Raw genomic sequence first — 20,411 nt, forward strand, 5'->3', positions numbered from 1 at the left:
GAAATGAAATTAGGATTAGAGACAGAGAGCTATCATGTTCATTTCCAACACCATCGTATGGATATCTTTGACTTTATCAATAAAGCTGTAGAATTTGGATTAGATGGTGTTCAAATCAATATTATTGAAGACTTGAATTTAGATCCTGATTGGGGATGTCTTGGTTCAAATGAGCCAGAGCATTTAAGGAAAGTAAGAGAACGTTTAGATGAGCATGAACTTTACTGCGAAATCGATATGAAAGGTGTAGACGTTGAACGATTAAAGTCTGTTATTTCAGTAGCCGAAGTATTAGGAGCTGACGTTATCAGAACGTATATTAATAAAGGAAATTTTGATCCCTCTAAGATGGAGTTAGCAATTAATAATATTAAAGAAATTGAACCACTATTAGAGGAAAAGGGTATTTCTTTAGCAATTGAAAACCATGAAGAAGAAGTGTCAACTGAAATTATCATGTTGATTGAAAAAATTAATAGTCCTTATGTAGGGTGTTTATGCGATATTGGCAATGGGATGATGGCCTGGGAAGATCCGAAAATAACTGTAAATAATCTAGCAGCATATACTAAGACTGTGCATTTTAAAGATCACATTGTTATTAAGGATGGTGACAAGTTACGTGTTAGTGGTTGTCCAATTGGAGAGGGAAATATAGATACTGATTATTGTTTTAAAACTCTTGTAGAAAAAACGGACATCAAGAGAATCAATATTGAGATGTGCCATCCATATGTGTCTGATTTTAAACGTGCATTAGGTGAAGGTGGTGTTGAATGGTTGGGTGAAGGTGCCTTTAAAATTGAAGAACCTTATATTGATCCTAATTATATTTTACCAATGGAAACCTATCACCCGAGCGATGAGAATTTAGAGTTTATTTTAGAGTTACAGGAAAATGATTTAGTTAAGTCTGTGGCTTATGTTAAAAAGTTGAGGGAAAAATATTGTCAGTAATAGTGAAAACTATTTACATATAAATAAAAAGGGAGTTTTAACAGATGAAAAAAGAAATTAAAACACAACACGCACCAAAAGCAATAGGACCGTATTCTCAAGGAATGGCCACTGAGCAACTGCTATTTATTTCAGGTCAATTACCTTTAAACCCAGAAACTGGCGAAATGGGTGAAGATGTTGTTACGCAAACCAAACAAAGCTTGAGTAATTTAAAGGCTATTTTAGAACAAGATGGTTTAATGATGTCAGATGTTGTTAAAACGACAATATTTGTAAAAGATATAGAGGAATTTGCTGCTGTAAATGAAGTGTATGGAGAGTTTTTCTCTGAACCATATCCAGCAAGAAGTACAATTGAAGTAGCTCGATTACCTAAGGATGCTAAAGTTGAAATTGAAGCTATAGTAACACGAAATTAAAAAAATGCTCTTCTCAAACATGAGAAGGGCATTTTTTTGCGTGTTAAACCCATAAAGAAGGTAAGGCTTGAACTGTAATAGCTTCTTGAGTTAGAGGATGTACTAAACTCAATTCATAAGCGTGTAGCATCAAGCGTGCGGCTCTATCGGGTTGTGGATGATAAAGTGGGTCACCCATGATAGGATGTCCCATGCTCGCTAAATGGACGCGTATTTGGTGAGTACGTCCAGTTTCTAAGACGCAGTAGACGTAAGAACAGTTCTCTCCAATATGGTCACATGTCACATGAGTGATAGCTTCTTGACCTGCTACATCAGAGACCATACGCTTACGACTATCATGTCTGTCTTTAGTGATACGTTTGTTGATGGTCATTTCTTTTTGTGTAATGGCTCGACTAGCTACAGCTTGGTACGTACGTTTGATAGACTTAGCTTCAAGCATACGACTTAAGATTGGAAGGATAAAGGGGTTTTTAGCAAATAAAATCGCCCCACTTGTATCTCTATCTAGACGATGAACGACATAAGGAATCGTGTCAGTTTGTGCTAGATAAGCTGACACATGGTTTAGTAATGTCCCTTCCTCGCCAGGATCATTTGGATGAGTTTTCATGCCAACAGGTTTGTTAACAATAAGAAGGTGTTCATCTTCAAATAGAGGGGTGATTAGTTCGGCATCACCATGTTCGATTGAGGGGATTGGATAGTTACCGTCATCAAACGTTAAGGTAATCTTGTCGCCTTCAGTAGCTGTTTCGTGAAATTTTACAGTTTGGTCGTTTACAGCAACATTTTGTCCCGTACGCAAGAAGTGACGTACTTTCTTTGGCACAAGCCATTGTTTTTCTAAAAGGGTACTAACTTCTGTTTCTTTAAAACCACTAGGTAGTGTTATTTCAATTTTCATATAAGTCTCCATTATCTATTAAAAGTCATAAATTTTACATAATTCTTAATTATTGTATCATATAAATGAAATAACTTCATGATATGATAAACCTTATAATCAATAAACATCAGACTTTGGACTTAGGGTGTTTTAATGGTTCTATGATAGAATAACAATAGGATGTACGATTTAGAATCCGACTAATAGAGGTGATGACATGGACTTTCAAAAAATAAAATCAATAGTGGTATCAAAAATAAAAACATTTTGGACGTGGTTAAAACCACATTTGCAGACATTCCATCAATTTAGGAAGCGAGTATGGAAGAAGTATCAAATTAATAAAATTTTAATTTTAATTGTGTTACTTATTTCATTAGGGACAAGTATTTACATGTTCTATTTGGCTAAAAGTGCGAATGTTGAGACGTTAAAAGCGAGTCTTGCACAAGTTACAACATTTTATGATAAGGATGATGAAGAGGCAGGAAATGGCTATGGCCAAAAAGGAACATTTGTTGATTTAAAAGAAATTTCTCCGAATATTACAAATGCCTTACTTTCAACCGAAGATAAACGTTTCTATGAGCATAAAGGATTTGATATACGCGGGATTGCTCGGGCTGCAGTTGGTATTGTAACAAGTGGCCGTGTAACAGGTGGTGGGAGTACGATTACCCAGCAGCTTGCAAAAAATGCATATCTGACATTAGATCAAACTCTAAATCGTAAAGCAAAAGAGCTATTCTTGGCGATTGAGATTGAGAAAAATTACTCTAAAGATGAAATATTAGAGATGTATTTAAACCATGCCTATTTTGCTAATAATGTGTGGGGCGTGGAAGATGCTTCTCATAAGTACTTTGGTAAAAGTGCAAAAGAAGTAACAATAGATGAAGCAGCAGTAATTGTGGGTATGTTAAAAGGGCCGTCGCTATATAATCCTATCGACAACCACGAGAATGCTGTAAACCGAAGAGATACTGTTTTAGAATTGATGGTGGCTAATGGTAAGCTAGAACGAGAAACAGCAGATAAGTTAGAAGCAGATGAACTCTATATAACGGATGACTATTCGGATACTAAAAAAGGTTATCAATACATGGATTACTTTGATGCAGTAGTCAATGAGGCAAGTAAAAAATATAAAATTAAAGACGATGAATTATTAACAAAAGGGTACAAGATTTACACAACTTTAGATCAACAATCTCAAATTGACATGGATGCAACCTTCAAGCGTGATGAGTTGTTCCCACCAGATGCGAGTGATGGTGAAAAAGTACAAGGCGCTTCGATTGCTATCAACCCAAAAACAGGAGGGGTTGAAGCTGTAATCGGTGGACGTGGTGAACGAACAAGTCGTGGGTTGAACCGTGCGACTCAATCATCATTATCACCAGGCTCAACGATGAAACCACTAGCAGTTTACACAACAGCTTTAGAAAATGGTTATAAACCAACAGACATGTTGCAAGATAAAAAATTGGATTTTTATGATGTGGAAAACTATGATCGCATATTCAGAGATGAAGTAACTATGTATCAAGCCGTTATTCAAAGTTTAAATGCACCTGCAGTTTGGCTATTTGACAAGGTAGGTATGGATAACGGAATGAATAAAGTAGAAAAATTTGGTATAGATTTAGATAAAAAAGACCGTTATCCTGGTCTAGTTTTAGGTGGTATGACTAAAGGGACAACGCCTATGAAGATGGCGAGTGCCTACACGGTATTTGCTAATAATGGGAAACGTAAAGATCCGCATTTCATTCGTAAGATTGTGGATGCAACAGGTGCAGTAATCGTTGATAATGAAGAAGCAAAATCAAAACAAGTAACCACACCAGAGGTTGCTAAAAAAATGACAAGTATGTTGATGGGCGTTTTTGATGAAGGAACAGGAGCACCGGCTAAGCCAGATGGTTACGTGATGGCTGGGAAAACTGGAACAACTGAAAGTGTCAATGTAGATGAACAATCAAAAGATCAATGGATTATCGGTTACACACCAGATGTTGTGATTGCAACTTGGATTGGATTTGATAAAAGTAGTGACATTCATTACCTAGAAGGTTCAAGTACTCAGGGGATTTCTCCAATATTTAAAGACCAAGCGAGTCGAATCTTATCGCATTCGCCAGGCACAACATTTGATGTTGAGAATGAAAATGAAGGTTCGCTTAATGTAAAAGAAGCAAAAGAGCAAGCATCGAAGATAGGTTCCGAAGTGAAAGAGGGGCTATCTAAATTTGGTTCTAAAGTCAAAGAAGGTGCTGACTATTGGGGAGATCAAATAGGTAATGGTATGAGGAGTGTTAAGGATTCCTTGGGTGCGTTATGGGGTAAGGTGAATCAATAAGTATTTGAAGTAGAAAATTAGTAAAAAACAAGGTAGAATGTTATACTGTATAGGACTTTAAAAAGAGAGAGGGAGTTAGTTATGACTGTTAATATTTATGATAGTGCGAACCAAATTGAAAAAGAAATCCGTGAATTACCAGAATTTTTAGCTTTAAAAGAAGCATTTGAAGGCGTTAAAGCTGACGAAGCAACATTCAAATTATTTAAAGAATTCCAAACATTACAAATGGAACTACAACAAAAACAAATGCAAGGTCAAGAATTTTCTGAAGATGATGCTAAATTAGCTCAAGAATTAGCTGAAAAAGTTCAAGAGTCTGACTTAATTAACGAATTAATGACAAAAGAACAAGCATTCAGCATGATTATCAATGATTTAAATCGTGTAATTATGAAGCCTATTCAAGAATTATACGCTGAAGTATAATATTTCATCGAAGGCTCCCTGTAAAAGGTGGAGTCCTTCGTTTTTTTTTGTTAAAATAAGAACATACATTTGGTAGTTGGGAAGGAGGCGATAGCGTGAAAATCTTACATATCGCAGATTTACATATGGATCAGGCATTTGAAGGGCTTGGGAAATTACCTGGGGAGATGAGAAAGAAATTAGCACTAGAAAATCAAGATGTATGGATGAATCTAGTTGATTTAGCAATAGGTAGGAAAGTTGATATGGTTGTAATTGCGGGGGATACTTTTCATCAACCAAACGTGCCAGTCAATACGCAACATCATTTCATAAAAGGGTTATCTAAACTTGAGAACATGACTATTCCTGTTGTCCTAACATTTGGTAATCATGATTACTATATTTCTGAAAAGTATTGGTTTGAGTTTCCGTCTAATGTTTACGTAATGACAAGTGAGGAAGTTGATACGGTTCAATTTAGACTTAAGACAGGTGAAATGGTTTCAGTAAGTGGGTTCTCTTATGAGTCTAAGTGGTTGCAAGAATCAAAAAGTAAAGAATTTCCTGTAAGATGTTCGGATAGTGATTATCATATTGGAGTGTATCATGGTCAACTTCAAACAGGTAAAGTGGAAATGGATCGATATGCACCATTTAATATATCTGAATTAAAGCAATTGGGTTATGATTATTGGGCAATGGGACATATACACCAACCGCAAATTTTAAGTGAGGAGCCATTGATGGTTTATCCTGGGTCACCGGTAGGACATACTAAAAAAGAGCGATCAAGTAAGGGCGCTGTGTTAGTTGATCTTGGTAGTAAAGATGTGAAGATAGAGTGGTTGCCAGTTGCAACAACGAGTTGGCAATCCTGTAAGATTAGTTTGAATTCGGTAGACACGTTAAGTGAATGCTTAGTTGAAACAGAAGAGCAATTTAAAAAAATTGACTGGGAAGGTAAAAAATTAACATTAGCGATGCTTGAATGGTACGACATACCTGAAAAGTTACGTTATGAAATTTCAGAAGAATTAGAGCAACAGGAAGTACTAATGTATTTACAAGAACGACTGTATCATGCTACAACTGGGAAAGTTTGGTTGGCAAGTCTTAATCAAGAACCGTTAGAAAAAACAGAACATTTACCTTTAGGGTTATCAGATCAACTCATCCAAGAAGAGATACTAGCAGTAGACTCTACTGATGGATTCTATAATGCGGTATCAGATTTATTCAGACAACCGGAGTTAAGACAACTCATTGAACAAGATGACAACTTTAAAGAGGCCGTGTATTACGAAACCTACCAACACTTATTAAATGATTTAGGCGGAAGAGGTGCTACTATATATGAAAATTAGACGTTTAGAAATAGTAGCATTTGGAAAATGGCGTAATAAAACGGTTAATTTTTCACCTGATATGATGGTGGTATATGGTGATAATGAAGCCGGAAAATCAACACTTTATCACTTTATAAGAACCATGTTATTTGGTTTCTCTGCACGAGATAAGAAAAGTCAACTTTATAAACCGAAGGATACAGAACAATTTGGTGGCAGGTTGTGGCTAACAATACCAGGTTATGGAGATGTTAAGATTGAACGTTTTGAATCCGTTCGAAAAGGTAAGGCAACAGTTTATTTTGAAGAAGGTATCGAAGGTGACGAACAAGCACTTAAAGAATTACTATCACCCTTAACCATGTCGCTATTTGATGAGATTTATAGCCTAGATCCGGATCAACTCTTTGACTATAAAGGACTTTCCGAAGACGCTCTTCAACGGTCATTACTATCACTGGGGGCAACAGGGAGTCACCGATTAATGCAGCTGACAGATGAATACAACCGAGAACGCCAAAAACTATATAAAGTTAAGGGTCGTGTACCCGAGCTAAATCAACTGTTAGAAAAATACCGTGAATTAAATAGACGGATTACAGAAAAGGAAGCCAACGAGAAAAACTATCAAACCTTATGTGAAAAGGAAGAGCAACTGATAAAGGTACTGAATGACAACCGAAAAACTGTAGCAGAATTACAGTCTCGTAAACAAGTGGTTGAAGATCAAATTAAATCTTATTCATTGTATGTCGAGATGCAGGAGCTTTTAGAACATAGAGACTCCAACAATCTGTTTTCTGATATATCTCAAAAAGAGGATTATCAAGAGTTATTAGTGAAATATGATTATATTAAAGAAGAAAAAGAGAGCTATCATGCTAAGCAATTAGCCATTTTAAATGAAAGTACGGCTTCACCGGCGGTAAAACATTACCTAGCTCACCAAGAAGAACTGGAGAAAGCTAGTTTGGGATTTTCTGAAATGGAACAAACTCTATTGAAAGAGTCATGGTTAAGTGATACTGTAACAGAACTGATGAGTGAAGTGGATAGTATTGATAAAAAACTAGAGTATTCAAATGTTTTTGAAAAAAATAGTGTCAGTAAAAGAGAGTTAATGGAAGTGTCACATGAGGAGATTGAGAATTTAGCAAGACAAGAAAATGAAGTAAATATGACGATGTCTGAGCTAAATAATAAAGTAGAAGAAGAAAAATCTCGTGAGGCTTACTATATGTCACACTTAGAAAGAGAACAGGGTCAGTTGATAAAGTGGGGACTAGTTCCTTTGATAGCTTTACTGATTGGTTTAGTAATGATAGTAAGTTCGCAAGCAACTTTTGGTTTAGTTTTAGTTGTATTAGGGGGAATACTTATGGGAACAGTAGGTTATCGTCTCTTTACAACGAAACAATTATTAAGGCTTTCAAAAGAACGCCAGTCCAATGAAACAACCTCTCAACATTTGGTGACAGAACTTAATCAAGTAAGTCATGAACAGAGTCGTATTTTACTTGAAAAACAACGGTTAGCTCAAGAGCTAGGATTTAATAGTAATCAACCGGTTGAAAAGTGGTTAGGATACTTGCCGTTGCTTAATCAGAAAAAAAGACTACTTCAAAAAATTGAAACACAGCAGTTTGAATTAGAACGACTTAACAATCAATTCAAGGCCTATCAAGATAATTTGTACTGCATGGACGAGTGGTTACCACCGTTAACGCTCTCTAAAAAGAAATGGCTAAGTGAGTTACAACGTTTTTATACAGAGGTTGGGGCTAAGGCACGCCAGCAATTAAAGGTGGGCGATGAGCCAGAGCGAATAGGGACACTAGCTGAATTGACTAGACGTGAAGAGGAAATAAGCCAAAAATTGCTAGTACTTTCAAATGGTCAACTCGAAACGATAGAAGATGTTAAAGCATGGTTAGTTACAGCAACGCAAAAAGAACAGGAAGATGCACGATTAAACCAACTCCAACACCAGTTGTCAGGGGTTTTCTCAGAGCACTTAATTTATTCGGAGCAAGACTTAAGAGAAGAAGAAGAGAAGTTGACGCATCAACTCCATGAATTGCAAGATAACCAACCTGTTTTAGCCGATCAATTACAAGCTTATAGATTTGACATAAAGCAACATGAATTAGATGGTAGTTTAGCTGTACTCTATCAAGAACAATCAGAATTAGAGTGTGAGTTGACTAGATTGAGTGAAAAATGGTCAACTTATAAACTTGGAGAAACAGTTGTCACGAAGTTATTAGAACGTCTGACATCAGAACGTCTTAGTCACTTACTCCTTTTTACCTCTGAAATTCTAGCAGAATTAACTGAAAATAACTATGTAGAGTGTCGTTTATTGGAAGGACGTTTAGTTATTTGTAATCACGAGGGAGTATGTTATCATTTAGATGAATTATCAACAGGAACACGTGACCAGTTGATACTATCAGTAAGATTAGCTTTCATACTTTCTTATCAACAAGAAATTAAAGCACCATTAATCATTGATGATGCCTGGTTGCACTACGACCAGCAACGAAAAATACAATTGTTTAATGTCTTACAAAAAATGAGCCAAGACAACCAAGTGATTTGTTTAAGTTCTGACCAAGAACTGATGACATACGCAGAAGTAAATGAGCTTAAAATGGATTATTTATAAAGGAGAAGAGAGATGAAAAAATTAAGAGAGCTTGCCCTAGATGAAACATTTGAAATTTTTGTATATGTTAAACAAGCGGACGTTCGAGTTGCAAAAAATGGTAAGAAGTTTATTGCATTTACGTTCCAAGATACGTCAGGGTCGATTGACGGGAAGTTTTGGGGAGCATCAGAAGAAGAGATTAGTCGATTCGTTGCAGGCAGCGTTGTAGCATTATCAGGTAAACGAGAAGTTTATCAAGGAAATGCCCAAATCAAAATTTTACAATTACGATTAGCTGTAGAAGGTGAGCCAAATGATCCAGCATTATATATGGAGAAATCACCAGTCAAGCAAGAAGAGATGGTTGAAGAAATTACAGAAACTATTTTTGAAATTACAAATGCGACTTGGAACCGTATTGTACGTCATTTGTTGGCAGAATATCAAGCAGAATTTTATGAGTTTCCAGCAGCTAAACGTAATCATCATGCTTTTGCTGGTGGGTTAGCATACCACACGGTAAGTATGTTACGTATTGCGAAATCATTGTGTAAAGAGTATCCAGAGCTAAATGAGTCGCTATTATATTCGGGTGTTATTTTGCATGATTTAGGAAAAGTGATTGAGTTGTCAGGACCGGTTTCGACAGAATATACACTAGCTGGTAATTTAATTGGTCATATTGTACTAGTTGACGAAGAAATTAGTAAAGCCTGTGTTCAATTAAAAATTGATGAACGTTCAGAAGATGTTATTTTATTAAAACATATGATTTTATCACATCATGGCTTATTAGAATACGGATCACCAGTAAGACCACGTATTATTGAAGCGGAAGTCTTACATCAGATTGACAATATGGATGCGTCGATTCAAATGATGCTAGGTTCTGTTAAACAAGTAGGACCAGGTGAGTTTACAGAACGAATCTTTGGTATGGACAACCGTAGTTTCTACCGCCCAAACGTATAAAAAAGAGTTAACCTTTTAAAAGGTTAACTCTTTTTTTATAATGTGTATGATGCAGCGTTAAAAGCTTCGCCGACTGTCATTGTTTCAGGTAATTCTAGAATACCTTTAGCTTCAGGTGCGTTTGGTACGTGTAATTCTTTAGCAGAACAAATCATACCAAGACTTTCAACACCACGTAAAGCACCAGGCCAGATCATCATACCATCAGGCATCATAGCACCAGGTTTTGCAACCACGACTGTTAAACCTTGTTTGATATTTGAAGCACCACATACGATTTGTAAAATTTCTCCATTGTCAACTTCTGTTTGTGTAACAGATAGGTGATCTGAATCTGGATGAGCTTCACATTCTTTAACATAACCAACAACAATCTTAGGACGACCATCATCTTCTAATGTTTCAGAGAAACCAGCTTCTTTTAAAGCTGAATTCAAAGTAGTGATGTCTTCAGTTGACGGGTAAACTTGACCGTTACCCGTCAGGTTTGGTAGTAATGAACTTAAATTGAAGAAGTTCCAACCAACCGTCTCATTTGTTTCTTCTACGAAAACACGTGTAATGTTTCCTTTTGATTCTGAAGCGACAGGGTTACCTGCAGCATTTGCAACAGTGACTAAAAGTGTGTCACCAACATGTTCTTTGTTATAACTAAAAATCATGATAATCTCCTTTAAACCGTGATTAAGCTTATTTTTCTGGACGTACAACTAAAACGTCACATGGGGCATGACGAATGATATAGTCACTGACACTTCCCATCATTAATTTTTCAACTGCACTGAGGCCAGATTGCCCAACCATTATTAAATCAGTTTTATGTGCTGTTGGCAAGTCTTCCGCCATTAAGGTCTTAGGTGAACCAAATGCTAAAATAGTTTCGACTTCATCGATTCCTTTAGAATGAGCGTATTCTTTATATTCTTCTAAGACTTCTTTAGAGCGGTCTGTTTCTTGTTGAATTAAATCCGGGTTGACGAGTGAATATCCCATATTGCCATATAATCTGTTTTCGATAATATGAGCAACAAAAATTTTCGCTTTGTTTCTTTCAGCTACTGCAATAGCTTTATCAAAAGCCTCACGAGCTTGGTCACTACCATCTATTCCGACTAAAATACGTTGATATTCTTGTGTTTCTAACATGTGACTCACCTTCCTTAAGGGTTTATTTTATTGCATCATTTAAGAATGTGATAACTTGTTCTTTTGTTTTACGTTCTTTGTTTACAAGACGTGCCACTTCTTTGCCTTTGCTTGTGACAACAAAACTTGGGATGCCAAATATTGCCCATTCACCGCATAAATTGATAAATTCATCGCGATCAACTTGGATAAATTTATAATCAGGATACATTTCAGCAATTTCTGGCATAACTGGTTTGATAAAGACACAGTCGCCACACCATTCTGCTGTGAAGAAAAAGACGCAATTGTCATTCTCGACATAGTTTGCTAATTCTTCATATGACGTTGGGATAATCAAAATAAAAGCCTACTTTCCGTAAATAATTTCGTTTACTTTGTCAGCATCTAATGTATTCATAATTGTAAGAACCATTTCTTTAGCTGATTCGTAATCTTCGATATTAAACATTGTTTGGTGAGTGTGGATATAACGTCCAGCAACACCGATAACAGCACTAGGAACACCATCGTTAGCTAAGTGAGCCGCACCAGCATCAGTACCACCTTTAGATACAAAGTATTGGTGCTTAATGTTGTTACCCTCAGCAACGTCTAAGATAAAGTTACGCATACGACCTAACGTAATCATACCTGGGTCGAAAATACGAACTAAGAAGCCTTCACCTAAGTGACCGTAAGTATCTTTTTTACCATTCAAATCATTAGCAGGTGAGCAATCAACTGCGAAGAATAAATCTGGTTTAAATTTATTTGTAGAAGGTTTAGCTCCACGTAGACCAACTTCTTCTTGAACGTTTGCTCCAGCGATTAATGTGAAGGGTAGTTCAACATCTTTAAGCGCTTCTAATACTTCGATAACTAAGCTACAGCCGTAACGGTTATCCCAAGCTTTACTGATGATATTTTTGCCATTGGCAGTTTTAATTGTTGTCGATTCGGGAACAATGCTATCGCCAGGACGTACGCCATAGCTTTCAGCTTCTTCTTTAGAATCAAAGCCAGCGTCAAATAAAATATCAGCTGCTTCTACTTTAGATTGGCCATCAGTACCTCGTAATAAATGTGGTGGAACTGATGAAGAAATAACAGGATAGTTACCTTTACGTGTTTTTAAAGTATAACGTTGTGCTGAAACAACGTATGGATTCCATCCGCCTAAAGGAACAACGCGGAACATACCGTTATCTTGGATTTGTGCTAACATGAAACCCACTTCATCCATGTGAGCTGCTAACATAACGCGTGGTGCATTTTCAGCTTTACTTTTTTTAATTCCGAATACGCCACCTAAACCATCGTATTCAATTTTGTCGACAAAAGGAGTCATTTCCTTAGTCATTACCTCACGAACATCGTCTTCGAAACCGCTTGTGCCTTGAATTTCAGTCATTTTCTTAATTAATTGAAAAGTTTTTTCTTCCATAAATTTCTCTGCAAGTTGCAGAGCCCACCTCGCTTTCGTATATTACCTACATTATAACGCATGAATTCGCTTTTTTATATGGTTGTTTTGAAAAAAGCTATGATACAATAGAGACAAAGAAGGAGTGAATGCCCATGAAGGAAATATTGAAACATTACAGTCCAAAATGTGAGCAAGAGAAAGAAGCTCTGAAAAGGATTGATCTATTAGAAAATAACTTTAATAATCTTTTGTACCGAGAAAATGATTATGCTCACTATACAAGTTCAGCTTTTATTATAAATAAAGATCGAACAAAAGTTTTATTTATCAACCATAAACTATATGATGCTTGGGGTTGGGTAGGTGGTCATATGGATGGAGAAGATGATTTTAGAGCCGTCGCTTTAAAAGAGGCTCAAGAAGAAACGGGCTTAAAAAATCTTGAATTTTTATCAGAAGAAGTTGCAAGTGTGGATATACTGCCGGTTGTAGGGCATTTGAAAAATAATAAATGGGTATCGCCTCATGTTCACTTGTCCCTATCATTTGTATTAATTGCAGATGAAAATGAAAAATTAGTTGAAAATGAGGAAGAGACTAATGGTGTTCAATGGTTTGAGATAATCGAGTTAGATAAAGTAGTAAAAGAAGAGCATATGCTACCAATTTATAATAAACTAAAAGAGTTTAGCGAAGATCAAAAATAAAATTATCGAAAGAGGGGATATAATGAAAAAAGAGTGGGAGAAATTAGGACTAACAGCAGGTGTGAGTTTAGCTTGTGGAATGGTATTAGGTGGTGGTCTAGCTTTAATGATAAATAAAGCTAAAACTAAGAGTGCAAGTGATGTATTAGAGGCTATCAAATTATCATTCTCAGAAGAGGGTTCAATTGAAGGGGCTTGGATTCAAATGAAAAAAGAAGAGCTGAGACGTTACGCTATTAAAACTAAAGTATATACAGGTGGTATCACTCGTCGAGAAGATGAGGTGCTTGTTCAATATGAGTTTATTGCGGACGCCTATACAGGAACAGTGATTGATATCTATAGATTAAATTAAAAAAGCTCGCCTAGGCGAGCTTTTTATTTATCTTCTTTTGCTGGAAAGTAGGCTTCAACACGATTGATTCTGAATCCTTTAGTTGAGAATTTTTCTTCATATTCTGTTTTAATATTACCTTCGAAGTTTGAGTTATGTAAATCTAGCCAAACTTGGTTGATAATCATCCCATATTGTGAAAAGCTCGCTAGAGAGTATTCAAACAACCCTTGATTATCAGTTTTGAAGTGAATTTCGCCATTAGGAACTAAAATAGTTTCATAGGTTGCTAAAAATGTTTTATAAGTTAAACGACGTTTAGCATGACGCGTCTTAGGCCAAGGGTCAGAAAAGTTTAGGTACACTAAATCAACTTCTGCCTCATTGAAATATTCTGTTAAATCACGCCCATCGACTCTTAAAAGTTGTAAATTAGGTAATTCTTCTTCGATTAGTTTTTCAAGAGCAGTGACGATAACGCTTGTTTCAATTTCAATTCCAACATAGTTAATCTCTGGATTAGCTTTAGCCATTTGATAAATGAATTGCCCTTTACCTGTTCCAACTTCGATATGAAGAGGTTGTTTTTTTTCAAAGCGTTCTTGCCAACGTCCTTTCCAAATTTCAGGTTCATTTACAACGTATTGTGGGTATTCAGCAAGTTTGTCTTTAGCCCACGGTTTATTTTTAACGCGCATAAATCATTCTCCTTATTTTTTCAAATTAAAACTCTCTGACCATCTCGCATCAGAGAGTTTTTTTAATAAATATATATTTCTTTGAGCAAAGCTATTTCGTGATTCATTAATTTGAAATTTTCATTTAAATAAGCTTGCTTAATTCTCAAGAGAAAATTGATACCACAGTACCAATAAATACGGTCCATGTCATCTTTGTTAGGTTCAATCCCATAAACTAACAACCAGTGATGCCAATTGTGGTGCGCAACATAGCGACCTAAAATAGTTCCTAAATCACTAGCAGGATCAGCTAACATACTTGAATCCCAGTCGACTAGATAAAGACGACCTTCTTCTGAAAGAAGCCAATTGTGATGAAGGGGATCACCATGACATGCTCTAGGCTCAACTGGTTCAGGTAAGTAGTTTTCTAAATAGCGGAAAACACTTTCGAGATATTGGTTGGTCCGAAGTGCTGTTGGTAAGTCATCCACATAGGCGCTTAGGAAGTCGAGAGCAGTCTGTTCTTCGCCTCCAACTTTTTTTAGCATACTTTTTAATGAGTCTGATTGATGTAAATGTTTCATGATGGTAATCACTTCACGGCTATTACCAACAATATCAGGAGAGAGTAAGCTTCCCTCTAACCACTCTTGAGCTGTAAGGATATCTCCATTACCAGTTCGTTTGGTCCAAATTAATTTAGGGGCAATGCCTTCCCTTGATAGTGCGGCTAGGAAAGGGGATGAATTACGTTTTATAAATACTTTTTCATCGCCAGAAACACCTAAATAAGTTTGTCCCGTTTCTCCTTTAATTGGTTGGAGAGTCCATTTTTTATCAAATTGAAAATCTGTAATCATTTCGTCTCCACCTTATCTTTGGAATACACTTGTACCCTTCATTTTAAAACGTGAAACTGATGTAGTCAATAGATAGTGACTAAAGGGTAAAAGAATGACTTAGAATCTCGTCATTTTTTGTAGTCGTTTTGGTAAATAAATAAAATGAAAGACTAGTACTTCAACAATTAGAGCCAAAATAATGAATCCTACTAATTTTTTATCTGGATAAAAAATTATGAGAGTTATTCCAATGATAACAGTTACAATACTCAGAATCTTTGTAACAAGGTTTTTAAAATTTTTATTTTTCATCTGTGGCGTAAGAGGATAAAGCTGTGTCATTGTCATGTAATTAAATTGGTTAAATAACGGTATAAGTTGGAAACCAATTAGAAATAGTGACAATAATGAAATACCTAATACGAGAGGCCACTCTTTTAATGAGGCAACAATTAAAACTGCGACAACCGTGAGTCTGAAAACAAGACCACTGTATTCTGAACCTCGAATAAAACTACGCGCATACAAATAACGATACGTATTAGCATGTGTTCTAGAAATTCGATTTAAAATAGGGTCAAAAGCTCGACGGCGTTTAACTTTACCTGTCATTCCCGGCACGTCTGTAAATAGATTGATAAATTGATAGATAGTCTTCATTCGTTGCTGTTCAAGCTCGACTAAACGTTGCCAATGAAGCGAGATGTTTTGCAATTTCTTCTTTTCAACGAGCTGATCGTAAGTTGTAAGAAGTAGGGCAAGGACAAGTCCGACAAGTGGCGATACATAAAGTGTCAGTGTTAATGTTGAGAGACTTACGACGCCCCATGTTATTAAACCAATTTTCAGTTGAGCTGTATCAATTTGAAAAGCATGTTGTAACAAACGCATCATATGGCTTGTTTTAAGCAACCAAAGAATAAGACAGTATAGAACAAAATCAATTAGGGTTGAACGATTGATGGCTATTAATAAAGGCATTAAAACACCCGTCGTAAGTAACAGGCAAGTAAAGGGTAGCACCAAAGAATGTTTAAATGCTTGTTTTAAGTAGTCATGAAGTTGCATTTCTTTAGGCAATAAAAATAATTGGTCAGCTTCTTTTATAAGTGTTGCCAATTTTCCAGTGAGTAAGACTAAAAACCATATTAAAATAACAAATGGCTTACCAATAAAAAAATCGGGACTGAGTGTTTTAACGAAGTCAGCGTAGTAAAAGCCAAAGCCACCAATTAAAAAGGTAGAAACTAATACAATGTGATCATTAAATACATATTTTAAATAGCGCATTAATTTAGTTTGATGTTTGGTTAAACGGTCACGATAAAACTCTCTCATTATTTCGCTCCTTCTTCTTGTGTTAGAGCAAGATAGATATCATCTAAAGAAGAATTTGGAAGATTAAATTCAGCACGCAATTCTTCAATCGTTCCTTGCGCACGAACTTTTCCTTCATGTAAAACAACAAAACGATCACAGTATCTTTCAGCAGTTGCCAGTATATGTGTAGACATTAAAATCGCTGCGCCTTGTTTTTTCATATCAGCCATTAATTCTAATAGGGCGTGAATGGCAAGTGGATCCAATCCTAAAAACGGTTCATCAATAATATAAAGGCTAGGCTCAATTAAAAAGGCACAAAGAACCATTACTTTCTGCTTCATCCCTTTTGAAAAATGAGCGGGAAACCAGTCTAATCGAGTATCGAGTCTAAATGTTTGAAGTAGACCCTCTGCTCGTTTCATAGCGATATCAACGGGAATATCGTAAGCCATTGCTGTAATTTCAATATGCTCTCTTAACGTTAACTCGTCATATAAGACAGGGGTTTCTGGAATGTAACCCAATTTTTTACGATAAGTCTCAGGGTGTGTTTGTATGGTTTCATTATCGATCGATATGCGCCCTTTTGTAGGTGTTAGTAAACCAATTATCGACTTGATAGTGGTACTTTTACCTGCACCATTTAGGCCGATTAAGCCAACCATTTCACCATTTTTAACATCAAATGAGACATCTTTTAGAACAGGTATATGGCCGTAACCACCTGTGATTTTTTCTAGTTGTAAACTCATGTTTAGTCCTCCGATAATTTATTAGATTTATTATAACATAAGGATATTTTAGTAGGGGAACAACCTTTGACAATCGGGAGTTTTTTAGCGTATGATATGGACAAAAGTGGTAAAGGAGATTTGAAATGGAAAACTGTATTTTTTGTAAGATTATAGAGGGAGATATTCCAAGTTATAAAGTATATGAAGATGAGCATGTTTACGCCTTTTTAGATATTACCCAAGTGACAAAAGGTCATACGTTAGTTGTCCCTAAAAAACATTTAAAAGATTTATTTGATTATGATGACAAGGACGCATCACAAGTGTTTTCTCGTTTACCTAAAATAGCAAAGGCTTTAGAAAAAGCCTTTCCAGAGATGGAAGGATTAAACATGGTCAATAATAATAAAGAATTAGCTTACCAAACAGTCTTCCACTCGCATATTCATTTAATTCCAAGATATTCTAAAGAGGATCAATTCAGTTTGTCGTTTGGTAGTGTTAAAAATACAAGAACTCCTGAAGAAATGGCAAATATTGCAGAAGCGATTGCCGAGCAGGTGAGCTCGCATGATTAAAAAGTTTGCAAAAGGGCTTTTAGTGGGATCAATTGTTGGTGGTGGTTTAGGCTTATTATTTGCTCCTAAAAAGGGAAAAGAGACACGTCAAGGTGTGATTGATAGCGTAGATGACGCAACAACTACGACAACAGACTTAACCAAAAGTATTCAGCGTTTTAATGAGTCCCTAGTCACATTAAAAAAAACTGCGGCAGAGGTTATCCCTGTATTTACAGAGGACATGGCCGATACAGTTGATGAATTCAAATTCCAAGCAGAGCCTAGAATGAAAGAAATAACAAAACAAGTTGAAAAAATTCAAAATACTATAGATAAAAAAACTAATGTGTAAATAAGAATTTTTTTAGATTTTTTCTTGAAATTACAAATAAGAAACAATAGATAGGTTTGTTTCTTCAGGCTAGTATGGTATAGTTATTTAGGAATTATTTCAAATAATTAATATAAAAAATGAATGGAAGTGTAACTTAATGAAAAGTAAAAAAATAGCGTTAGCGTTAGTTGGTATGTGTGCGGCTTTCACATTAGCAGCTTGCTCAGGTGGAAAAGAATTAGTCACTATGAAAGGTGACAAAATTACGTTAGAAGAATTTTTTGACGAAATTAAAACAGATCAACAAGTACAAGGTAAACTACAAAATGCAATTGTCTTTAAACTTGCTGAAAATGCATATGGTGACAAAGTAAACAAAAAAGAAGTTCAAGATATGTTCAATGAACAAAAAGAGAACTTAGGAGATACATTCCTACAACAGTTACAAGCATCTGGTTTTACTGAAGCAACATACAAAGAAGCGATTGCTCAAAACTTAGCATTCAAAAAAATGCAAGAGGCACATGTTAAATTAACAGATAAAGACTTAAAAGAAACATGGAAAACGTTCCACCCAGAAGTTGAAGTTCAACTGTTTGGAACAAGTGATGAAGAAAAAGCCAAAGAAGCCTTAAAAGATATTAAAGGTGGAAAAGACTTTGGTAAACTTGCTCGTGAAAAATCAGAAGATATTTCAAGCAAAGACAAAGGTGTTGTAAAATTTGATTCAAGCAGCATGGCTGTACCAAATGAAATCAAAGAAGATATCTACAAATTGAAAAATGGTGAAATATCAGAAGTATTAACTGCTCAACAAATGGGACAACAAGGTCCTGTTACAACATATTACGTTGTTAAGATGGTTAAAAACAAAGATAAAGGTAACGATATGAAGCCTTTCGAAAAAGAATTAAAACAAATTGCTACAGATGCTAAATTAGCAGATGCAACATTTGTTCAAAAAGTTATTGGCGAAGAAATGAAAAAAGCAAATGTTAAAATGAAAGATAAGAGTTTAGATGGTATCATTGCAAGCTTTATCACTGAACCAGAAAAACCAGCTAAAACAGATAAAAAAGCTGATGACAAAAAGTCAGACAAAAAAGATGACAAAAAATCAGATAAAAAAGATGAGAAAAAAGACGATAAGAAATAATTAATGGGGACAAGCTGAAACTTAGTTTCGGCTTGTTTTTTTAAGAATGAATGATATTATTTGAGGTTTTAACAAATATCTTGTAAAATGAATATGAATACTAGAGGAAAGAGGTGGAGATGAATGTCTTTTACAGATGAAACAGTCCAATTCAATGTGGATGAATTCGCAAAACAAACCGTAGGTGAAACTCTTAAAACGGTCTATCAAGCATTAGAGGAAAAAGGGTATAACCCAATTAATCAAATTGTCGGGTACTTATTATCAGGTGATCCAGCGTACATTCCACGTTATCAGGATGCACGTAATTTAATTCGTCGCCATGAACGTGATGAGATTATGGAAGAATTAGTTCGTAATTACTTAACTAATAGTGGGTTAGACGTTAAATAATGAGAGCAATGGGACTAGATGTTGGTTCAAAAACGGTTGGAGTTGCGATTAGTGACCCACTAGGATGGACAGCACAAGGAATTGAAATTATCAGAATTAATGAAGCTGAAGGCAACTTTGGTTATGAGCGTGTTCAAGAATTAGCAAAAGAATATCAAGTGAAACACTTGGTAGTGGGTTTGCCTAAAAATATGAATAACTCTATTGGCCCTAGAGCAGAAGCCTCAATGGCGTATGGTAAAGCAATTGAAGAATTGTGCCAATTACCGGTCACTTATCAAGATGAGCGTTTGACTACTGTGGAAGCAGAGCGTATGCTAGTAGAGCAAGGTAATGTTTCAAGAGGAAAACGTAAAAAAGTGATTGATAAAGTAGCAGCAGTAATGATTTTACAAAATTATTTAGATAAACAGGCTAATTAAAATTTTAATTATATGAAAAGAGGCTATTAACATGACAGAAGAACACACACATGATCATGAACATGATTTTATTACATTAGTAGATGACGAAGGAAATGAAGCATTATTTGAAATCTTACTTACAATTGACGGCGAAGATGAATTTGCTAATAAACAATATGTATTATTATTCCCAGCTGGTGTGGAAGAAGATGACGAGCAAGTAGATGTTGAGTTATTAGCTTACCAATACATCGAAGGTGAAGATGGTACTGAAGGCGAACTTAAAAATATCGAAACAGATGCAGAGTGGGATATGATTGAAGAAGTATTCAACGCATTTGCTGAAGAAGAAGAACAAGCTTAAGTTTGTTTAAC

General features: G+C 35.6%; 24 protein-coding genes. 15 read left to right on the plus strand and 9 right to left on the minus strand.

The window, feature by feature from the left end; translation table 11 throughout:
* Positions 1-3: 3 nt before the first annotated feature.
* On the plus strand, positions 4-957 hold the full coding sequence (locus OL233_RS03150; RefSeq protein ID WP_275470925.1) for a sugar phosphate isomerase/epimerase family protein: 954 nt from the start codon (positions 4-6) through the stop codon (positions 955-957).
* A 44-nt stretch (positions 958-1,001) separates the two neighbouring features.
* Positions 1,002-1,379: a RidA family protein gene (locus OL233_RS03155; RefSeq protein WP_275470926.1), complete on the plus strand. Its 378-nt coding sequence runs from the start codon at positions 1,002-1,004 to the stop codon at positions 1,377-1,379.
* Between the two features lie 43 nt (positions 1,380-1,422).
* Here OL233_RS03155 and OL233_RS03160 read toward each other — a convergent pair whose 3' ends face one another.
* The gene (locus OL233_RS03160) at positions 1,423-2,289 is read right to left on the minus strand and encodes an RluA family pseudouridine synthase (RefSeq protein ID WP_275470927.1); all 867 of its coding nucleotides are present in this window, start codon (positions 2,287-2,289) and stop codon (positions 1,423-1,425) included.
* Positions 2,290-2,488: 199 nt separating this feature from the next.
* On the opposite strand from OL233_RS03160, the gene OL233_RS03165 reads away from it, so the two are divergent.
* The 5 genes from OL233_RS03165 to OL233_RS03185 all read left to right on the plus strand — a co-directional run bounded on the left by OL233_RS03165 (position 2,489) and on the right by OL233_RS03185 (position 10,012).
* A complete protein-coding gene (locus OL233_RS03165) occupies positions 2,489-4,633 on the plus strand; it encodes a PBP1A family penicillin-binding protein (protein WP_275470928.1) in 2,145 nt (714 codons plus the stop codon).
* Between the two features lie 81 nt (positions 4,634-4,714).
* Positions 4,715-5,062: a YlbF/YmcA family competence regulator gene (locus OL233_RS03170; protein ID WP_275470929.1), complete on the plus strand. Its 348-nt coding sequence runs from the start codon at positions 4,715-4,717 to the stop codon at positions 5,060-5,062.
* A gap of 95 nt (positions 5,063-5,157) precedes the next feature.
* On the plus strand, positions 5,158-6,408 hold the full coding sequence (locus OL233_RS03175; protein WP_275470930.1) for a metallophosphoesterase: 1,251 nt from the start codon (positions 5,158-5,160) through the stop codon (positions 6,406-6,408).
* Entirely contained in the window at positions 6,398-9,058 is a 2,661-nt protein-coding gene (locus OL233_RS03180; RefSeq protein WP_275470931.1) for an ATP-binding protein, read from the plus strand. The genes OL233_RS03175 and OL233_RS03180 overlap by 11 nt, the downstream gene beginning before the upstream one ends.
* Before the next feature lie 12 nt (positions 9,059-9,070).
* Positions 9,071-10,012, plus strand: a complete 942-nt coding sequence (locus OL233_RS03185) for a 3'-5' exoribonuclease YhaM family protein (protein WP_275470932.1) — start codon at positions 9,071-9,073, stop codon at positions 10,010-10,012.
* A gap of 35 nt (positions 10,013-10,047) precedes the next feature.
* Here OL233_RS03185 and ytpR read toward each other — a convergent pair whose 3' ends face one another.
* From ytpR to pepA, 4 genes are read right to left on the minus strand one after another with little or no spacing between them, the layout of a single operon-like run.
* Positions 10,048-10,674, minus strand: coding sequence for a YtpR family tRNA-binding protein (ytpR, locus tag OL233_RS03190; protein WP_275470933.1), 627 nt, complete (start codon positions 10,672-10,674; stop codon positions 10,048-10,050).
* A 28-nt stretch (positions 10,675-10,702) separates the two neighbouring features.
* The gene (locus OL233_RS03195) at positions 10,703-11,158 is read right to left on the minus strand and encodes a universal stress protein (RefSeq protein WP_275470934.1); all 456 of its coding nucleotides are present in this window, start codon (positions 11,156-11,158) and stop codon (positions 10,703-10,705) included.
* 22 nt (positions 11,159-11,180) lie between these two features.
* Positions 11,181-11,498 (minus strand): thioredoxin family protein, encoded by a 318-nt coding sequence (locus OL233_RS03200; RefSeq protein ID WP_275470935.1) that lies wholly within the window; start codon positions 11,496-11,498, stop codon positions 11,181-11,183.
* A 9-nt stretch (positions 11,499-11,507) separates the two neighbouring features.
* Positions 11,508-12,584 (minus strand): glutamyl aminopeptidase, encoded by a 1,077-nt coding sequence (gene pepA / locus OL233_RS03205; RefSeq protein WP_126831527.1) that lies wholly within the window; start codon positions 12,582-12,584, stop codon positions 11,508-11,510.
* 134 nt (positions 12,585-12,718) lie between these two features.
* Here pepA and OL233_RS03210 point away from each other — a divergent pair, with 134 nt between their 5' ends.
* Both OL233_RS03210 and OL233_RS03215 read left to right on the plus strand, forming a co-directional pair.
* Entirely contained in the window at positions 12,719-13,273 is a 555-nt protein-coding gene (locus OL233_RS03210; RefSeq protein ID WP_275470936.1) for an NUDIX hydrolase, read from the plus strand.
* 22 nt (positions 13,274-13,295) lie between these two features.
* Positions 13,296-13,628 (plus strand): PepSY domain-containing protein, encoded by a 333-nt coding sequence (locus tag OL233_RS03215; RefSeq protein WP_275470937.1) that lies wholly within the window; start codon positions 13,296-13,298, stop codon positions 13,626-13,628.
* 23 nt (positions 13,629-13,651) lie between these two features.
* On the opposite strand, the gene trmB is transcribed toward OL233_RS03215, so the two are convergent.
* The 4 genes from trmB to OL233_RS03235 form a co-directional block, all read right to left on the minus strand.
* Positions 13,652-14,305 (minus strand): tRNA (guanosine(46)-N7)-methyltransferase TrmB, encoded by a 654-nt coding sequence (gene trmB, locus OL233_RS03220; RefSeq protein ID WP_275470938.1) that lies wholly within the window; start codon positions 14,303-14,305, stop codon positions 13,652-13,654.
* A gap of 62 nt (positions 14,306-14,367) precedes the next feature.
* Positions 14,368-15,150, minus strand: a complete 783-nt coding sequence (locus tag OL233_RS03225) for a phosphotransferase family protein (protein WP_302470521.1) — start codon at positions 15,148-15,150, stop codon at positions 14,368-14,370.
* Positions 15,151-15,249: 99 nt separating this feature from the next.
* Positions 15,250-16,470 carry an ABC transporter permease gene (locus OL233_RS03230; protein ID WP_275470939.1) on the minus strand — a complete coding sequence of 407 codons (1,221 nt, stop codon included), beginning with the start codon at positions 16,468-16,470 and terminating at the stop codon, positions 15,250-15,252.
* A complete protein-coding gene (locus OL233_RS03235) occupies positions 16,470-17,207 on the minus strand; it encodes an ABC transporter ATP-binding protein (protein ID WP_275470940.1) in 738 nt (245 codons plus the stop codon). Before OL233_RS03235 ends, OL233_RS03230 begins: the two co-directional genes overlap by 1 nt.
* A 125-nt stretch (positions 17,208-17,332) precedes the next feature.
* Here OL233_RS03235 and OL233_RS03240 point away from each other — a divergent pair, with 125 nt between their 5' ends.
* From OL233_RS03240 to OL233_RS03265, 6 genes are all read left to right on the plus strand, one after another.
* Positions 17,333-17,767 (plus strand): HIT family protein, encoded by a 435-nt coding sequence (locus tag OL233_RS03240; RefSeq protein ID WP_275470941.1) that lies wholly within the window; start codon positions 17,333-17,335, stop codon positions 17,765-17,767.
* Positions 17,760-18,101 (plus strand): YtxH domain-containing protein, encoded by a 342-nt coding sequence (locus OL233_RS03245; protein WP_275470942.1) that lies wholly within the window; start codon positions 17,760-17,762, stop codon positions 18,099-18,101. The genes OL233_RS03240 and OL233_RS03245 overlap by 8 nt, the downstream gene beginning before the upstream one ends.
* Positions 18,102-18,240: 139 nt before the next feature.
* Complete coding sequence (locus OL233_RS03250; protein WP_275470943.1) at positions 18,241-19,239, plus strand: peptidylprolyl isomerase; 999 nt, start codon at positions 18,241-18,243, stop codon at positions 19,237-19,239.
* A 123-nt stretch (positions 19,240-19,362) separates the two neighbouring features.
* Positions 19,363-19,632: an IreB family regulatory phosphoprotein gene (locus OL233_RS03255; protein ID WP_275470944.1), complete on the plus strand. Its 270-nt coding sequence runs from the start codon at positions 19,363-19,365 to the stop codon at positions 19,630-19,632.
* Entirely contained in the window at positions 19,632-20,054 is a 423-nt protein-coding gene (gene ruvX / locus OL233_RS03260) for a Holliday junction resolvase RuvX (RefSeq protein ID WP_275470945.1), read from the plus strand. Before OL233_RS03255 ends, ruvX begins: the two co-directional genes overlap by 1 nt.
* A 31-nt stretch (positions 20,055-20,085) precedes the next feature.
* Positions 20,086-20,400, plus strand: a complete 315-nt coding sequence (locus OL233_RS03265; RefSeq protein ID WP_126831515.1) for a DUF1292 domain-containing protein — start codon at positions 20,086-20,088, stop codon at positions 20,398-20,400.
* Positions 20,401-20,411: the final 11 nt, after the last annotated feature.

The sequence above is a fragment of the Vagococcus proximus genome, from assembly GCF_029143285.1.
Lineage (GTDB): Bacteria > Bacillota > Bacilli > Lactobacillales > Vagococcaceae > Vagococcus_D > Vagococcus_D proximus.

Excerpts from the sequence above, each read along its gene's own strand:
- OL233_RS03150 (WP_275470925.1), top strand. The coding sequence starts at position 4 with ATGAAATTAGGATTAGAGACAGAGAGCTATCATGTTCATTTCCAACAC.
- OL233_RS03155 (WP_275470926.1), top strand. The coding sequence starts at position 1,002 with ATGAAAAAAGAAATTAAAACACAACACGCACCAAAAGCAATAGGACCG.
- OL233_RS03160 (WP_275470927.1), bottom strand. The coding sequence starts at position 2,289 with ATGAAAATTGAAATAACACTACCTAGTGGTTTTAAAGAAACAGAAGTT.
- OL233_RS03165 (WP_275470928.1), top strand. The coding sequence starts at position 2,489 with ATGGACTTTCAAAAAATAAAATCAATAGTGGTATCAAAAATAAAAACA.
- OL233_RS03170 (WP_275470929.1), top strand. The coding sequence starts at position 4,715 with ATGACTGTTAATATTTATGATAGTGCGAACCAAATTGAAAAAGAAATC.
- OL233_RS03180 (WP_275470931.1), top strand. The coding sequence starts at position 6,398 with ATGAAAATTAGACGTTTAGAAATAGTAGCATTTGGAAAATGGCGTAAT.
- OL233_RS03185 (WP_275470932.1), top strand. The coding sequence starts at position 9,071 with ATGAAAAAATTAAGAGAGCTTGCCCTAGATGAAACATTTGAAATTTTT.
- ytpR (WP_275470933.1), bottom strand. The coding sequence starts at position 10,674 with ATGATTTTTAGTTATAACAAAGAACATGTTGGTGACACACTTTTAGTC.
- OL233_RS03195 (WP_275470934.1), bottom strand. The coding sequence starts at position 11,158 with ATGTTAGAAACACAAGAATATCAACGTATTTTAGTCGGAATAGATGGT.
- pepA (WP_126831527.1), bottom strand. The coding sequence starts at position 12,584 with ATGGAAGAAAAAACTTTTCAATTAATTAAGAAAATGACTGAAATTCAA.
- OL233_RS03210 (WP_275470936.1), top strand. The coding sequence starts at position 12,719 with ATGAAGGAAATATTGAAACATTACAGTCCAAAATGTGAGCAAGAGAAA.
- OL233_RS03215 (WP_275470937.1), top strand. The coding sequence starts at position 13,296 with ATGAAAAAAGAGTGGGAGAAATTAGGACTAACAGCAGGTGTGAGTTTA.
- trmB (WP_275470938.1), bottom strand. The coding sequence starts at position 14,305 with ATGCGCGTTAAAAATAAACCGTGGGCTAAAGACAAACTTGCTGAATAC.
- OL233_RS03225 (WP_302470521.1), bottom strand. The coding sequence starts at position 15,150 with ATGATTACAGATTTTCAATTTGATAAAAAATGGACTCTCCAACCAATT.
- OL233_RS03230 (WP_275470939.1), bottom strand. The coding sequence starts at position 16,470 with ATGAGAGAGTTTTATCGTGACCGTTTAACCAAACATCAAACTAAATTA.
- OL233_RS03235 (WP_275470940.1), bottom strand. The coding sequence starts at position 17,207 with ATGAGTTTACAACTAGAAAAAATCACAGGTGGTTACGGCCATATACCT.
- OL233_RS03240 (WP_275470941.1), top strand. The coding sequence starts at position 17,333 with ATGGAAAACTGTATTTTTTGTAAGATTATAGAGGGAGATATTCCAAGT.
- OL233_RS03245 (WP_275470942.1), top strand. The coding sequence starts at position 17,760 with ATGATTAAAAAGTTTGCAAAAGGGCTTTTAGTGGGATCAATTGTTGGT.
- OL233_RS03250 (WP_275470943.1), top strand. The coding sequence starts at position 18,241 with ATGAAAAGTAAAAAAATAGCGTTAGCGTTAGTTGGTATGTGTGCGGCT.
- OL233_RS03255 (WP_275470944.1), top strand. The coding sequence starts at position 19,363 with ATGTCTTTTACAGATGAAACAGTCCAATTCAATGTGGATGAATTCGCA.
- ruvX (WP_275470945.1), top strand. The coding sequence starts at position 19,632 with ATGAGAGCAATGGGACTAGATGTTGGTTCAAAAACGGTTGGAGTTGCG.
- OL233_RS03265 (WP_126831515.1), top strand. The coding sequence starts at position 20,086 with ATGACAGAAGAACACACACATGATCATGAACATGATTTTATTACATTA.